The organism is Quadrisphaera sp. DSM 44207, assembly GCF_900101335.1.
Lineage (GTDB): Bacteria > Actinomycetota > Actinomycetes > Actinomycetales > Quadrisphaeraceae > DSM-44207.
Window position 1 is genome coordinate 720,668 of sequence record NZ_FNKA01000002.1, and the last position, 14,345, is coordinate 735,012.

General features: G+C 78.1%; 12 protein-coding genes. 8 read left to right on the forward strand and 4 right to left on the reverse strand.

All coding sequences use genetic code 11. The features are described 5' to 3' along the window. Nucleotides 1–40 precede the first annotated feature (40 nt). Both hemG and hemE read right to left on the reverse strand, forming a co-directional pair. Nucleotides 41–1,513 carry a protoporphyrinogen oxidase gene (hemG, locus tag BLS82_RS09565; protein WP_092864506.1) on the reverse strand — a complete coding sequence of 491 codons (1,473 nt, stop codon included), beginning with the start codon at nucleotides 1,511–1,513 and terminating at the stop codon, nucleotides 41–43. Beyond that, entirely contained in the window at nucleotides 1,510–2,637 is a 1,128-nt protein-coding gene (gene hemE / locus BLS82_RS09570; RefSeq protein WP_092864509.1) for a uroporphyrinogen decarboxylase, read from the reverse strand. Before hemE ends, hemG begins: the two co-directional genes overlap by 4 nt. A gap of 155 nt (nucleotides 2,638–2,792) precedes the next feature. Between hemE and BLS82_RS09575 the strand changes: the two genes are divergently transcribed. The 7 genes from BLS82_RS09575 to BLS82_RS09605 all read left to right on the forward strand — a co-directional run bounded on the left by BLS82_RS09575 (nucleotide 2,793) and on the right by BLS82_RS09605 (nucleotide 11,232). Beyond that, the gene (locus tag BLS82_RS09575; RefSeq protein ID WP_092864512.1) at nucleotides 2,793–3,377 is read left to right on the forward strand and encodes a DUF3000 domain-containing protein; all 585 of its coding nucleotides are present in this window, start codon (nucleotides 2,793–2,795) and stop codon (nucleotides 3,375–3,377) included. A 125-nt stretch (nucleotides 3,378–3,502) separates the two neighbouring features. After that, nucleotides 3,503–4,111 (forward strand): helix-turn-helix transcriptional regulator, encoded by a 609-nt coding sequence (locus BLS82_RS09580; RefSeq protein WP_092864515.1) that lies wholly within the window; start codon nucleotides 3,503–3,505, stop codon nucleotides 4,109–4,111. Nucleotides 4,112–4,155: 44 nt separating this feature from the next. After that, complete coding sequence (locus tag BLS82_RS09585; protein ID WP_092864518.1) at nucleotides 4,156–5,397, forward strand: HRDC domain-containing protein; 1,242 nt, start codon at nucleotides 4,156–4,158, stop codon at nucleotides 5,395–5,397. Nucleotides 5,398–5,567: 170 nt separating this feature from the next. Beyond that, on the forward strand, nucleotides 5,568–6,434 hold the full coding sequence (gene efeU / locus BLS82_RS09590) for an iron uptake transporter permease EfeU (RefSeq protein ID WP_092864521.1): 867 nt from the start codon (nucleotides 5,568–5,570) through the stop codon (nucleotides 6,432–6,434). 72 nt (nucleotides 6,435–6,506) lie between these two features. Then, nucleotides 6,507–7,673 (forward strand): iron uptake system protein EfeO, encoded by a 1,167-nt coding sequence (gene efeO, locus BLS82_RS09595; RefSeq protein ID WP_218123755.1) that lies wholly within the window; start codon nucleotides 6,507–6,509, stop codon nucleotides 7,671–7,673. Nucleotides 7,674–7,678: 5 nt separating this feature from the next. Continuing rightward, nucleotides 7,679–8,914, forward strand: coding sequence for an iron uptake transporter deferrochelatase/peroxidase subunit (efeB, locus tag BLS82_RS09600; RefSeq protein ID WP_092865214.1), 1,236 nt, complete (start codon nucleotides 7,679–7,681; stop codon nucleotides 8,912–8,914). A gap of 122 nt (nucleotides 8,915–9,036) precedes the next feature. Beyond that, on the forward strand, nucleotides 9,037–11,232 hold the full coding sequence (locus BLS82_RS09605) for a 3-hydroxyacyl-CoA dehydrogenase NAD-binding domain-containing protein (protein ID WP_255378239.1): 2,196 nt from the start codon (nucleotides 9,037–9,039) through the stop codon (nucleotides 11,230–11,232). Nucleotides 11,233–11,344: 112 nt separating this feature from the next. On the opposite strand, the gene BLS82_RS09610 is transcribed toward BLS82_RS09605, so the two are convergent. Further along, entirely contained in the window at nucleotides 11,345–11,812 is a 468-nt protein-coding gene (locus BLS82_RS09610; RefSeq protein ID WP_092864524.1) for an NUDIX domain-containing protein, read from the reverse strand. Beyond that, entirely contained in the window at nucleotides 11,809–12,573 is a 765-nt protein-coding gene (locus tag BLS82_RS09615) for a DeoR/GlpR family DNA-binding transcription regulator (RefSeq protein ID WP_143028800.1), read from the reverse strand. Before BLS82_RS09615 ends, BLS82_RS09610 begins: the two co-directional genes overlap by 4 nt. A 124-nt stretch (nucleotides 12,574–12,697) precedes the next feature. Here BLS82_RS09615 and BLS82_RS09620 point away from each other — a divergent pair, with 124 nt between their 5' ends. Then, complete coding sequence (locus BLS82_RS09620; protein WP_176819018.1) at nucleotides 12,698–13,858, forward strand: MFS transporter; 1,161 nt, start codon at nucleotides 12,698–12,700, stop codon at nucleotides 13,856–13,858. Nucleotides 13,859–14,345 lie beyond the last annotated feature (487 nt).

Consider the following 14,345-nt stretch of genomic DNA (forward strand, 5'->3'; position numbering starts at 1 on the left):
CGCGGTGCGCCCGCGGCGCCCGCGGCCCGCACCGCCGGGCTCAGGCGGCCAGGTGCGCGAGCACCCGCTCGGCGGCGAGCCCGGCGGAGGCGATGCACGCGGGCACGCCGACGCCGTCGTAGGCGGCGCCGGCCACGGCCAGGCCGGGGCGGGCGGCCACGGCGGCGCGCACGGCCTCCACCCGCCCGACGTGGCCGACGAGGTACTGCGGCAGCGCGTCGTCCCAGCGGGTGACGGCTGCGGCCAGCGGCCGCAGCGGCACGCCGAGCACCTCCTGCGCGTCGGCGGCCGCCGCGGCCAGCAGCTGCTCGTCGGAGCGCGCCAGGACGCCGTCGTCGCCGTACCGGCCGACCGACAGCCGCAGCACGCTGCGCCCTCCGGCGGCCTGCGCGACCCAGGCCCACTTGGCGCTGGAGAACGTCATCGCCTTCACGAGGCGGCCCTCCACGGGCGGGACGAGCACCCCGGACAGCGGGCCGGGCGCACCCTCGATCGCGACCGCGTCCAGCGCGCCGGGGGGCAGCACCAGCGTGCACAGCGCCAGGCTCGCCGTGGGCACGCCGCTCAGGGCGGCCGCGGCCTCGGGCACGGGGCCGGCCAGCAGCGCGGACGCCGCGGGCGGGGGCAGGGCCACCACGACGGCGTCGGCGAGGAGCTCCTCCTCCGCGCGGCCGGGAGGCGCTCCGCGCAGGCGCCAGGCGCCGCCGGCGGGGACGAGCTCGCGCACGGGCGCGCCCAGGCGCAGCGCGACGCCGGCGCGCGGCAGCGCGGCGGTCAGCGCCTCCGCCAGGCGCCCGACGCCGCCGCGCACGCCGGCGAAGACGGCGCCGCCGGCGGCCGTGCCGGCGCCGCTGCCCAGCCCGCCGCCGCCGTCCGGGTCGCCTCCGGCCGGGGGCGCCGAGCCCCCGGTGAGCACGGGCCGGGCGTCGCGGGCGGCCGGCCACAGGGCGGGCGCGGTCGCGCGCAGCGACAGCAGGTCGGCGCGCCCGGCGTAGACGCCGCCGAGGAGGGGGTCGACCAGCCGCTGCGCGACCGCCGGGCCGAACCGGTGCGCGACCCACGCGCCGACGGCCGCGTCGTCGTCCACGGGCGGGCCGGGCACCTCGCAGCGGGCCCGCTCGACCTCGCCGGCGTCCAGCAGGCCGCGCAGGGCGTCGGCCTCGCGCGGCACCCCCATCACGGTGCCGGGCGGCACCGGGTGCAGCGCGCCGCGCGAGGCGACGGCGGCGCGCGCGGTGGCGGGGGCCACGAGGTCCCCGCTCAGGCCCACCTCGGCGGCCAGGCGCACCGCCTCCGTGCGGCGCGCCAGCAGCGCCTCCGCGCCGCCGTCCACCACGACGGCGCTCGCGCCGGCGCCCACCCGCACGCGCTGCAGCGCCCCTCCGGTGCGCCCGCTCGCCTCCAGCAGCACCACGCGGCGGCGCCCGGGCGCGCTGGCCAGGCGCCAGGCGGCGGCCAGGCCGCTGATCCCGGCGCCGACGACCGCGACGACGGGCTCGGCCGGCGCCGTCATCCCGCTCGCCGCTCCGCCGGTGCTCCCACCGCGGACCCGGCCGAGCCGGCGCTCGCCTCGTGCACGAGCTCGACCACGCGCGCGAGGACGTCGGGGTCGGTGGTCGGCAGCACGCCGTGGCCGAGGTTGAACACGTGGCCGGGCGCCTGCGCACCGCTCGCGAGCACGTCGCGCACGGCGGCCCGCACGACCGGCCAGGGGGCGAAGACGAGCGCGGGGTCGAGGTTGCCCTGCACCGCGCGCGACGGGCCGATCCGGCGGGAGGCCTCGGCCAGCGGCACCCGGAAGTCCACGCCGACGACGTCCGCGCCGGCCTCCCCCATCGCGCGCAGCAGCTCCCCCGTGCCGACCCCGAAGTGGATGCGGGGGACGCCGAGGTCCGCGACGCCCTCGAGCACGGCGCGGGAGGAGGGCTGGACGAACCGCTCGTAGTCGGCCAGCGGCAGCGCTCCGGCCCACGAGTCGAACAGCTGCAGCGCGCTCGCGCCGGCCTGCGCCTGCACCCGCAGGAAGGTCGTCGTCACCTGCACCAGGCGCGCCATGAGCGCCGCCCACAGGCCCGGGTCGCCGTGCATGAGCGCCTTGGTGCGCTCGTGGTTGCGGCTGGGCCCGCCCTCGACGAGGTAGCTGGCCAGGGTGAACGGCGCGCCGGCGAAGCCGATCAGGGGCGTGGCGCCCAGCTCGGCGACCAGCATCCGCACCGCGGCGGCCACGGGCTCCACCTGCGCCGGGTCCAGCAGCGGCAGGGCCTCGACGTCGGCCGCGGTGCGCACGGGCGAGGCCACGACCGGCCCGACGCCGGGCACGATGTCGAGGTCGACGCCGGCGGCCTGCAGCGGCACGACGATGTCGGAGTAGAGGATCGCCGCGTCGACGCCGTAGCGGCGCACCGGCTGCAGGGTGATCTCCGTGACGAGCTCGGGGCGCCGGCAGGCCTCGAGCATGGCCACGCCCTCGCGCACCGCGCGGTACTCCGGCAGCGAGCGGCCCGCCTGGCGCATGAACCACACCGGGGTGTGCGGCACCGGCAGGCGCCGGCACGCGCGCACCAGGGGCGAGTCGGCGGCGGAGGGCGCGGGGCGCTCGGCCGGAGGAGCCGGGGGGGCCGGTGCGGCGTCGGACACCCCCCGATCCTCCCAGGCCGGCCGGCAGCGACCAGCGCCGCCCCGACCAGCGCCGCCCCGACCAGCGCCGCTCGGGCCAGCAGCACGGTCGCGGCCCGGCGCGGCGCGCCGACGTGCGTGCGCCGGCGGGCTCCCGGGGCGGAGCGTGCGAGAGGATGTGCGGCGTGGAGCTGCTGGACGTCCCCGCCGACGCACCACCGGTGTTCCTCGCCATGCTGGCGGACCTGCGCGCCGCGCCGCTGCGCACCGACGTCCTCGTGGAGCAGGTGCCCGCCCCCCGGCGCCTCGCGCCGTCCGCGGTGGCGCTGTCCGCGGACGTCGTCGCCGGCGGCGAGGACGTCGCCAGCGGCCGCTTCGTGCTGCTGCACGACCCGCTCGGCCAGGACGGCTGGGAGGGCACCGTGCGCGTGGTGACGCTCGCCCGCGCCGCGCTGGAGGCGGAGCTGGCCACCGACCCCCTCCTCGGCCGGGCCGGCTGGTCGTGGCTGGAGGAGGCCCTGGCCAGCCGCGGCGTGCGCGCTGGCGCCCTGTCCGGGACGGTCACGCGCGTGGTCTCGGAGAGCTTCGCGGGCCTGGCCGAGCGCCCCGCCAGCGTCGAGGTCGAGGTCCGCGGGTCCTGGACCCCGCCCCCGGACGACGTCGGCACCTCCCTGCAGGCGTGGGCGGACGTGATGTGCGCGGCCGGCGGCCTGCCGCCCCTGCCGTCCGGCGTGGTCGCCTTCCCCCCGCGGGGGCGCTGAGCCCCGCCCTCCCGCCTCCCGCCCTCCCGCCTCCCGCGCCTGATCGGTCAAGGTCGGCGCGCACGAGCCGATACCTCCTGCGGACGGTGCCCAGGACGGGCGCCGCGAGGAAGCGGAGGCTCAGGATGAGCACGGTCGTGGAGAGGGGTGCCGTGCGTGCGGCGCCGGCGCCGCGGGGACGGCGCAGCACCGCCCTGGTCGCGGTGCAGACCCTGGCGGCGCGCGAGATCGCCGTCCGGGTGCTGCGGGCGCTCGGCACGAGCGAGGTCCTCGCGGCCAGCACGGTGCTCGAGGCCCGCCGCGCGGCCGCCGCCCACACCGGGGACGCGTGCGTCGTCGAGGCGGGCCTGCAGGACGGCGCGGGGATCTCCCTGGTGCGCGACCTGCGCGCGGCCGGCTGGTCGCCGGCCGTGGTGGTCTCGACCACCGAGGACCCGTGGATGGTGCGCGCGGCCCTGGCCGCCGGCGTGCGCTGCTTCGTCTCCACGCCGGCCTCCGGCACCGTCGCGCCCGTGCTGCCCTCGACGCCGGAGGGGCTGCAGAACCTCTCCGGCCGCGAGGTCGAGGTGCTCCAGCTCGTCGCCGACGGGCAGTCCAACCGCGAGGTCGGCGACGCCCTGGGCCTGTCCGCGCTGACGGTCAAGAGCCACCTGGCCCGCATCGCGCGCAAGCTGGGCACCGGCGACCGCGCGGAGATGGTGCTCGTCTGCCTGCGGGCCGGCGTCATCTCCTGACGCGGTGCCGCGCCCGCTCGCGCGGGGCGGCTACGGTTCCGGGCGTGAGCAGCGCACCGGTGGAGGAGCCCTCGCAGGCCCCGGAGGGCCCCGAGCCGGTGCTGCTCAGCGCGCCCCGCGACGGCCTCCCGCCGCTGACGGACACCCCGGAGGCGCTCGCGCGGAACGCGGCCGCCCTGGCCGCGGGCACCGGACCGGTGGCGGTCGACGCCGAGCGGGCCTCGGGGTACCGCTACGGGCAGGACGCCTACCTGGTGCAGCTGCGCCGCGCCGGCGTCGGCACCCTGCTCGTCGACCCGGTCGCCCTGCCGGACCTGTCCGCGCTGCGCGAGGCCCTCGGGGACGCCGAGTGGGTGCTCCACGCGGCCTCCCAGGACCTGCCCTGCCTGGCCGCGGTGGGCCTGGCGCCCGGTGGGAAGCTGTTCGACACCGAGCTGGGTGCGCGCGTCGCCGGCTACGAGCGCGTGGGCCTGGCCGCCGTCGTCGAGCGCCTGCTCGGCATGACGCTGGCCAAGGAGCACTCCGCGGTCGACTGGTCGACCCGCCCCCTGCCCGAGCCGTGGCTGGTCTACGCCGCCCTCGACGTCGAGGTGCTGCTGGAGCTGCGGGACGCGCTCGCCGCCGACCTGGCGCGCCAGGGCAAGCTGGAGTGGGCCCGCCAGGAGTTCGCCGCCGTGCGCAACGCCCCGGCGCCCGCCCCGCGCACGGACCCGTGGCGCCGCGTCTCCGGCCTGCACGCGGTGCGCGGGCGGCGCGCCCTGGCCGCGGTGCGCGAGCTGTGGCTCGCCCGCGACGAGCTCGCCCGCCGGCGCGACGTCGCCCCCGGCCGGGTGCTGCCCGACCGCGCCGTCGTCGCCGCCGCCCAGGCCATGCCGACCACGCCGGGGGCCCTCGCCGCGCTGCCGGTCTTCTCCGGCCCCGCCAACCGCCGGCAGGCCGACCGCTGGCTGTCGGCGCTGGACCGCGCCCGGGCGCTGCCGGAGTCCCAGCTGCCGGCGCCCGCCCCGCCGGGTGACGGCCCGCCCCCGCCGCGGGCGTGGAAGGACAAGGACCCCGCCGCGGCCGAGCGCCTGGCGCGGGCGCGCGCCGCAGTGGCCGCCGTCGCCGAGGCGCACGCGGTGCCGGTGGAGAACCTCCTCTCCCCCGACCTGCTGCGTCGGCTGTGCTGGAGCCCGCCCTCGCCCGCCGGCCCGCGGGAGGTCTCCGACGCGCTCGCCGCGGCCGGTGCCCGGCCGTGGCAGCGGGAGCTGGTCGGCGACGCCCTGGCCGACGCGCTCTCCGGCTGACGGCCACCGGCGCCCCGCCCGGTGGGCGCCGGTGGGCGCAGCCGCGCCCCGGTGTCTTCCACAGGTGAGGTGAGCCTCACCACACCTGTTCCCCCGGCCGATCCGGCAGGTTAGCCTCGCCTCACTCCGTCGGGCCGTCCGGGCGCCGGCGCTGCGCGAGGGGACACGGCGTGATCGCCAACCTGCTGATCGGCCTGCGCGAGGGCCTGGAGGCGACGATCGTCGTCAGCATCCTCATCGCCTTCCTCGTCAAGACCGGACGGCGCGACCGGCTGCGCCCGCTGTGGGCCGGCGTGGCCGCCGCGGTGCTGCTGGCCCTCGGGGTCGGCGGCGGCCTCACCCTCGCCTCCAAGGTGCTCACCTTCGAGGCGCAGGAGCTCCTCGGCGGGATCCTGTCCGTCGTGGCGGTCGTCTTCGTCACGTGGATGGTCTTCTGGATGAAGGGCGCCGCGCGGCACCTGCGCTCCGACCTCGACGCGCGGATGCGCACGGGGGTGGAGCTGGGCGCCACCGCGGTCGCGGTCACCGCCTTCCTCGCCGTCGGGCGCGAGGGCATGGAGACCGCGTTCTTCCTCTACGCCGCCGTGCAGGCCACCGGCCAGACGTGGCAGCCGCTCGTGGGTGCCACCGCCGGCCTGGCCCTGGCCGTCGCGCTCGGCTGGCTGCTGTACCGGCAGGCCGTCCGCATCGACCTGCGCCGCTTCTTCACCTGGACCGGGGCCGCGCTCGTCGTCGTCGCCGGCGGCGTGCTGGCCTACGGCGTGCACGACCTGCAGGAGGCCGGCGTGCTGCCGGGGCTGCACTCCCTCGCCTTCGACGTCAGCGAGCAGGTGCCGCCCACCAGCTGGTACGGGGTGCTGCTGAAGGGGACCCTGAACTTCTCCCCCGCCACCACGTGGCTGGAGGCCGCCGCGTGGGTCGCCTACGTCGTCCCCGTCCTGGCCCTCTACCTGCGCCCGGCGCGGCCCGCGGCCGTGGTCCCCGCGGCGGGCGCGTCGTCCGACCCCGCGGCCGCGCCGTCCCGCGCCGCCGCCTGAACCGTCCGAGCCCTCCCGAACCGCCCGAGCCCTCCCGACCCCGCCCGATCCCTCCCGACCCCTGGAGCTCCCGTGCGCACCCGCGCCCTGACCCCCGCCCTCGCCCTGCCCCTGCTGGGGCTGGCGTCGCTGACCGCGTGCACCGACGCGCCCACCGCGAGCAGCACCGCCGCTCAGGGCGGCGCGCAGGGCGGCACGCAGGACGGCGCGGTCGCCGTGGAGGCGACGGACTCCTCCTGCGACGTCTCGCGCACCGACCTCGAGAGCGGCATCACCACCTTCGCGATCAGCAACGGCGGCTCCGACGTCACCGAGGTGTACGTGTACGCGCCGGGCGACCGGATCGTCACCGAGAAGGAGAACATCGGCCCCGGCACGAGCTACGACCTCACCGTCGACCTCCCCGAGGGCGAGTACCAGGTGGCGTGCAAGCCGGGCATGGTCGGCGACGGCATCCGCGAGGACATCACCGTCACCCCGGCCGCCGGGGCGGAGCAGGCCGACCCGGCCGCCGAGGCCGCCGTCACGGCCTACCGGACCTACGTCCAGCAGCAGGCCGACGCCGGCGTGCCGCTGGTGCAGCAGCTGCGCGACGCCGTGGCCGCCGGGGACCGCGAGCGCGCGATGGCCCTGTACGCCCCCTCGCGCGTGCCGTGGGAGTCCATCGAGCCGGTCGCGGAGAGCTTCGGGGACCTGGACCCGCGCATCGACGCCCGGGAGGCCGACCTGCTCGAGGGCGAGGAGCTCACCGGCTGGCACCGGATCGAGAAGGCGCTGTGGACCGGGGAGGACCTGGCCCCGATGACCGCGGTCGCCGACCAGCTGCTCCTCGACGTCCAGGAGCTCGCCCAGCGCACCCCGAACGCGGCCCTGACGCCGACCTCGATCGGCAACGGCGCCAAGGAGCTGCTCGACGAGGTCGCCACCGGCAAGATCACCGGCGAGGAGGAGGCGTTCAGCCACACCGACCTCGTCGACTTCGAGGCCAACGTCCGCGGCGCCCAGCAGGCGTTCGAGGCGCTGCGCCCCGTCGTCGCCGAGACCGACCCCGAGCTGGTGACCGCGCTGGACGCCGAGTTCGCCGACGTCCTGGCCGCCCTGGACCCCTACCGCACCCCCGACGGCTTCGTCTCCTACGACACCGTGACCGAGGAGCAGCGCCGAGAGCTCGCCCGCGTCGTCGACGCCCTCTCCGAGCCGCTGTCCCGCCTCGGAGCGGCGGCCGCCGGCCAGGCGTGAGCGGCATGAGCGGTCCGGGCGGCCTCTCCCGCCGGTCCCTGTTCGCCGCGCTCGGCACGGGCGCGGCCGGGGCGGGGCTCATCGGCGCCGGCGCCGCGGCGGCGGCCGCCGCCCGGGAGGGCGACGGCCGCGACGACGTCGTGCCGTTCCACGGCGAGCACCAGGCCGGCATCGCCACGAGCGTGCAGGGGCACCTGCACTTCGCGGCCTTCGACGTCCTCGCCGAGGACCGCGCCGAGCTGGCCGGGCTGCTGCGGGACTGGACGCGGGCCGCCGTCGCCCTGTGCGCCGGGCGGGAGGTCGGCGAGGGCGGGGCCGCGGGCGGCTCGCCGTCGGCGCCGCCCTCGGACACCGGGGAGGCGCAGGGCCTGGGCGCCTCGCGCCTGACCCTGACCGTCGGGTTCGGCCCCTCGCTCTTCGACGACCGCTTCGGGCTGGGCGAGCGGCGTCCCGAGGCGCTCGTGGAGCTGCCCGCCTTCCGCGGCGACGCCCTGGAGGAGGCCCGCTGCGGCGGCGACCTGGCCGTGCAGGCGTGCGCCGACGACCCGCAGGTCGCCGTCCACGCGATCCGCACCCTGACCCGCCTGGCCGCCGGGCGCGCCGCGGTGCGGTGGGCGCAGCTCGGCTACGGCCGCGCGGCCTCCGTCGACCCCGACCAGCCCACGCCGCGCAACCTCTTCGGGTTCAAGGACGGCACGGCCAACCCCGCCGGCAGCGACGCGGCGGCCCTGGACGAGCACGTGTGGGTCGCCGCGCAGGACGCCGGCGACGAGGCGCGGGCGTGGATGACGGGCGGCAGCTACCTCGTCGCCCGCCGGGTCGCGATGCGCATCGAGACGTGGGACCGCGCGCCGCTGGCCGAGCAGGAGGCCTTCGTCGGTCGCACCAAGGGCGAGGGCGCTCCCCTGGGCGGCACCGCCGAGCACGAGGCGTTCGACCCGGCCACCCTGCCGGCCTCCTCGCACGTGCGACTGGCGCACCCCTCCCGCCACGGGGGGGCGCGGATGCTGCGGCGCGGGTTCAGCTACACCGGCGGCACCGACGGCTACGGCCACCTCGACGCCGGGCTGTTCTTCCTCGCCTACCAGCGCGACGTGCGCCGCGCGTTCGTGCCCGTGCAGACCGCGCTGGCCGAGGCCGACGCCCTGGGCGAGTACCTGGTGCACACCGGCTCGGGCGTGTGGGCCGTGCCGCCCGGGGTGCGCGAGGGCGGGTGGTGGGGCGAGACGCTCCTGGCCTGACCGCGTGCCGCCGCGGCCCTCCGCCGCCGCACCGGCACCGTCCAGGCGGTACCGCCGGTACTGCGCACCGCGGGTACTGTGCACCGCGGGTACCCCCACGATGACGAGGAGGGCACGAGCGCGTGACCGGTCCCACTCCCCCAGCGAGCACTCCCGCCCGCGGCGCGCAGGACGCCGCGCACCCGGAGGACCTCCTCGACCCGGCCGGCGCCGAGCGGGTCACCCGCTTCCCCTGGCGGCAGGTCGCCCTGCCCGGCGGCGCCGGCGCGATGGCCCTGATCACCATGGACAACGGCACCGGGGGCGCCAAGCCGGCCACGCTGGGCCCCGCGGGCCTGCTGGAGCTGCGCGCGACCCTCGACGAGGTCGAGGCCCTGGTCGCCGAGGGGTCCGTCGCAGCCGTCGGGATCACCGGCGTCGGCAGCGCGTTCGCCGCCGGGGCGGACCTGGGGCACGTCGTGCGCATCAGCACCCGGCCGCAGGCGCTCGGCGTCGCCCGCCACGGGCACGACTCGCTGCGCCGCCTCGGCGAGCTCGGCGCGCCCTCCTTCGCGTTCGTCAACGGCACGGCGCTGGGCGGGGGCCTGGAGGTCGCGCTGCACTGCACGCACCGCACCGCCGCGGCGGGCGCGCGCCCGCTGGGCCTGCCCGAGATCGCACTGGGCCTGGTGCCCGGGTGGGGCGGCACCCACCTGCTGCCGGGCCTCGTCGGCATCCCGACGGCGCTGCGCTGGGTGGTCGGCGATCCCCTGGCCGGCGGGCGCACGAGCACGGCGGAGCGGGCCCTGGCCGACGGCGTCGTGGACGTCGTCCTGGACCCGGCGCGCTTCCTCGAGGAGTCCATCGCCTGGGCCGCCCGCGTGCTCACCGGCGAGGTGGTGGTCGAGCGCCCGCAGGTCGACCGCGACGCCGCCGCGTGGGACGGCGCGATCGCCGCCGCCCGCGCGCAGCTGGACGCCCGCCTGCACGGCGCCGCCCCGGCCCCCTACCGCGCGCTGGACCTCCTCGCCCGCGCCCGCACCGACGACCGCGAGGCCGGGTTCGCCGCCGAGGACGACGCCCTCGCCGAGCTGGTCGTGAGCGAGGAGTTCCGCGCCGGCGCGTACTCCTTCGACCTCGTCCAGCGCCGCGCCAAGCGGCCCGCCGGCGCCCCGGACGCCTCCCTCGCGCGCCCGGTCAGGCGGGTCGGCGTCGTCGGCGCCGGCCTCATGGCCAGCCAGCTGGCGCTGCTGTTCGCCCGCCGCCTCGGCGTGCCGGTGGTGATGACCGACCTGGACGCCGAGCGGGTCGCCCGCGGCCTCGCCTGGGTCCACGGCCAGGTCGACGAGCTGGCCGCCGGGGGCGGGGTCAGCGCCGACGCCGCGACCGGGCTCAAGGGCCTGGTGACCGGCACGACGTCGTACCAGGAGGCGTTCGCCGGCGCCGACATCGTGATCGAGGCCGTCTTCGAGGAGATGGGCGTCAAGCAGCAGGTCCTCACCGCCCTCGAGCAGGTCGTTCCCGACGAGTGCGTGCTGGCCACCAACACCTCCTCCCTGTCGGTGACGGCGATGGCGAGCGTCCTGCGCCGCCCGGAGCGGATGGTCGGCTTCCACGTCTTCAACCCGGTCGCGAGGATGCCGCTCGTCGAGGTCGTCCGCACCGCCGGCGAGGCCGGCCGGCCCGGCACGGACGACGCCGTGCTCGCCACCGCCTTCGCGCTCGGCAGGCAGCTCGGCAAGTCGTGCGTGCTGGTCCGCGACGCCCCGGCGTTCGTCGTCAACCGGCTGCTGCTGCGGCTCATAGGCGAGGTGCTCGCGGCGGTGGACGAGGGCACCCCGCCCGAGGTCGCCGACGCGGCGACGGACCCGCTCGGCCTGCCCATGAGCCCGTTCGCCCTCCTCGGCCTCGTCGGCCCACCGGTGGCCCTGCACGTCGCGCGGACCCTGCACGAGGCCTTCCCGGACCGCTTCGGGGTCTCGGGCACCCTGCAGCGGATCGTCGAGGCCGGCCTGCCGGGCGTCTGGGCGCCCGACGCGCGCGGACGCCGCGTGCTGGCCCCCGAGACGGCCGCCGTCCTCCAGCTCGGGGACCACCCGTCCACGGCCGAGCAGGTGCGCGAGCGGGCCCTGGCGGCCCTGGCGCGAGAGGTGCGGCTGATGCTCGACGAGGGCGTCGTGGCCGAGCCGCAGGACGTCGACCTGTGCATGCTCCTCGGCGCCGGGTGGCCGTTCCACCTCGGCGGCATCACTCCCCACCTGGACCGCACGGGGGTCTCGCAGCGCGCCACCGGCGCCCGGTTCCTGCCGCCCGGGGTGGCCTCGCTGCCAGCGCCCTGAGGCCCGGGTGACCGGGTGGCCAGGTGGCCGGGTCGCCGGGTGGTGTCCTGGTCGGTGCTCGTCCTGTCCGGCGTCCTCGAGGCCGTGCGAGGCTCCGCGGCTGCGGACGCGCTCAGCCGCTCGGGTCCTGCAGGACGGCGAAGAAGTGCTCGAGCACGGCGTCGTCCTCGTAGCCGAGCGGCAGGGTCCTGGTGTCCTGGTGCGTGAACCAGGCGAACCCCCGGCCCTCGGTGACGACGAGGTCCTCGACCACGAGGTCCTGGCGCGTCCAGAAGGTGTGCTCGTAGCCGTAGGAGCGCTGCCGGGCGCACAGCAGCAGCAGGTCCGAGGGGGCGAGGAACAGCTGCAGCTCTTCCGCCAGCTCCCGCAGGGCGCAGTCACGCGGTGCCTCCGCCTGCTCCAGGTGGCCGCCGGGGATGGCCCAGGTGTTCGGGTAGGCGATGCCGGGAGCGTCGTCGCGGTGCTGCAGGAGGACCTCGTCACGGCTGGAGAGGATGATCACCTGTACGCCGACCGAGCCGCGTCCCGGCGTCCGCGCGGTCGGCCCCTCGCCGCCCGCGCCGGCACCAGCGGCGCTCATGCGGCGGTGTCGGCTCGGAGCACCCGCAGGCCTGCGAGGTCGTCGAGGTCGCTCGCGGTGGCCGGCTCGTCGGTGACGACGGCGTACAGGGTGTCCAGCGGGGCGATCAGGTGCGGCAGGATGCGGGCGTGCTTGGTGCGGTCGGCGAGCACGACGCCGCGGTCGGCCGCGGCGAGCATGGCGCGCTTGACCGCGGCGTCGCGGTCGGTGACCGAGGTGGCTCCGGCGGTCCGGTGCAGGGCGCAGGTGCCCAGGAAGGCCCAGTCCGCCCGGCGGGAGCCCAGGGCGTGCAGGGCGGTGGACCCGGTCAGGTAGCGCGAGCGGGCGTCCCAGTCCCCGCCGGTCAGGCTCAGCTCGACGTCGGGATCGGCGTCGAAGACGGCGGCGACGTCCAGCGAGCTGGTCAGCACGGTGAGCGGTCGGGCGCGCAGGTGACGGGCCAGGGCGAGCACGGTGGAGCCGGCGTCCAGGACCACCGACTGCCCCGGCGCCACGAGCCCGGCGGCCAGGGCGCCGATGGCGGCCTTGGCGTCGGCCTCGACGCCCTCCCGCTCGCGCCAGCCCAGGCGGGCGGTGTCCGGAGCCAGCGCGCCGCCGTGGGTCTTGTGCACCACCCCGCGAGAGGCCAGGGCGCGCAGGTCCCGGCGGATGGTGTCCTCGGAGACCGCCAGGGCCACCGCCAGGTCGGCGACGGCAGCGCGGCCGTGCTCGGCCACCTGACGGGCGATCCGCTCCTGCCGCTCGTGCGCGAACACGATCACCGTCCTCCTGCGTGCCAGATCATGCTTGACTGTACCGATGCGCGCCGACGTTCCCGCCACTCCTGCCGAGATAACGGCGAAATCGGTGTCTTCGTCACCGGATCGTGCAGGCTCGCGGCTGCGGGTGACGCTCGGCGGCGCGGTCGCGTTCTTCCTGCTGGGGCTGCTGGTCGCCTCCTACGGCCCGCTGCTGCCGCAGGTGCAGGAGGACTTCGGCGTCTCCTCCTCCAGCGCGGGCCTGCTCCTCGGCGCCCACGCCGCCGGAGGGGTGGTGGGCATCCTCCTCGCCGGGCTGGGGGGCGCGCGGCTGCCCGTGCGGTGGCGCCTGCTCGTCGCAGCCCTGGTGGTGGTGGCCGGATGCACCGGAGCAGCCCTCGCCCCGACCTGGCCGGTCCTGCTGACGTGCGTGGTCCTGGCGGGGTCGGGCTGGGGCGGCTTCGAGCTCGACGTCAACGTCCTGTTCGCCAGCACCCGCGGCACCCGCAGCGCCGCCGTGCTCACCCTGGTCAGCGCCGCCTTCGGGCTCGGCGCCGTGCTGGCGCCCGCCGCGGTCGCCGTCGGCGCGGGCCGCACGAGCGTCCTGCTCGCCAGCGCTGCCGTCGCCGCCCTCACGATCCCGCTCCTGGCCACCGCACCGGACTCCGCACGCCCGGACACCGCCCCTGGGGGCCACCGCGCGGACCGGACCAGCGGGCCAGCGCGCCGTGCGCACCTGACCGGCGTGCAGCTGGGCCTCACCGCGGTGCTGGTGGTCTACGTGGGCGCCGAGGCCGGGGTGGCGGGGTGGATGAGCACGCACCTCGTCCACGCCGCGGGCGCGGGCGCGGGCGGCGCGGCCGCCGTCACCTCCAGCTTCTGGATCGCCTTCACCCTCGGGCGCCTGCTCGCCGCACCGATCAGCCTGCGCCTGGCGCCCGCACCGCTGCTGCTGGCCAGCCTGCTGCTCGCCGGCGCCGGCCTGGTGCTCGCCTCCACCGGCTCCGCGGTCAGGACCGGCTACGTCCTGACCGGCCTGTTCCTCGCGCCCGTCTTCCCCACCGCCTTCGCCTGGCTCGCGGCTCGAGGTCCCCTCGCTCCCGGCGCCGGGGCCCTGGTCCTCGCCGCCGCCAGCGCCGGTCCGGTGCTCACCGCCCCCGTCATCGGCGCGAGCCACGACACCTGGGGTCCTTCGGCCATCCCCGCCACGCTGCTCGCCGTGGTCCTCCTCGACGCCGCCGTCGTCCTGGGCCTGGCGTCCCGGACGCGGCACCGCCCCGCCGCCGAGCCGGCGACCAGGACCGCCTGAGCTGGTGCTCGCGGGATCGTGGTCCCGTCGTTCCCGCGCTGACCCGCCCCGCTGCGTGGACGTCGCGTGGTGTCACGCACAGTGACGGTGCGCCCCACTCGGCCCCGCCGGCACCGCACTAGGCGTGACCCCGGCGCCATCGGTCACTACCGTCCGTGACATGACCGCGGACCCCGACCTCGCGCTGCGGCAGGCCGTGCTGGCCGTCGCCGTCCTGGACGACGTGGACCTGAACCCAGCGGGCGCCGGGATCGTCGTCGCGGGAGCCGTTCCGGTGCGGCTGTCCTGGGAGGCCGTGCGCGCCGTCGTCGCCGGGCACGCGCCCGGCTCGCCCGCCGCCCGCGCCCGCCTGCGCGCGTGGCTGCGCCAGCACCGCGCCGTCGCCGACCTCGGCGCCGGGGCGGCCGGCGCGCTGCTCGCCGGCGCCCGCGCGGTGGGCCAGCCCGTGGACGGCGCGCTGCACCCGGGCTCCGCGTGGGTGCGCGAG

Coding starts and splice junctions, on each gene's coding strand:
- BLS82_RS09575 (WP_092864512.1), top strand. CDS start 2,793: ATGTGCGGCGTGGAGCTGCTGGACGTCCCCGCCGACGCACCACCGGTG.
- hemG (WP_092864506.1), bottom strand. CDS start 1,513: ATGACGGCGCCGGCCGAGCCCGTCGTCGCGGTCGTCGGCGCCGGGATC.
- efeB (WP_092865214.1), top strand. CDS start 7,679: ATGAGCGGTCCGGGCGGCCTCTCCCGCCGGTCCCTGTTCGCCGCGCTC.
- BLS82_RS09610 (WP_092864524.1), bottom strand. CDS start 11,812: ATGAGCGCCGCTGGTGCCGGCGCGGGCGGCGAGGGGCCGACCGCGCGG.
- BLS82_RS09580 (WP_092864515.1), top strand. CDS start 3,503: ATGAGCACGGTCGTGGAGAGGGGTGCCGTGCGTGCGGCGCCGGCGCCG.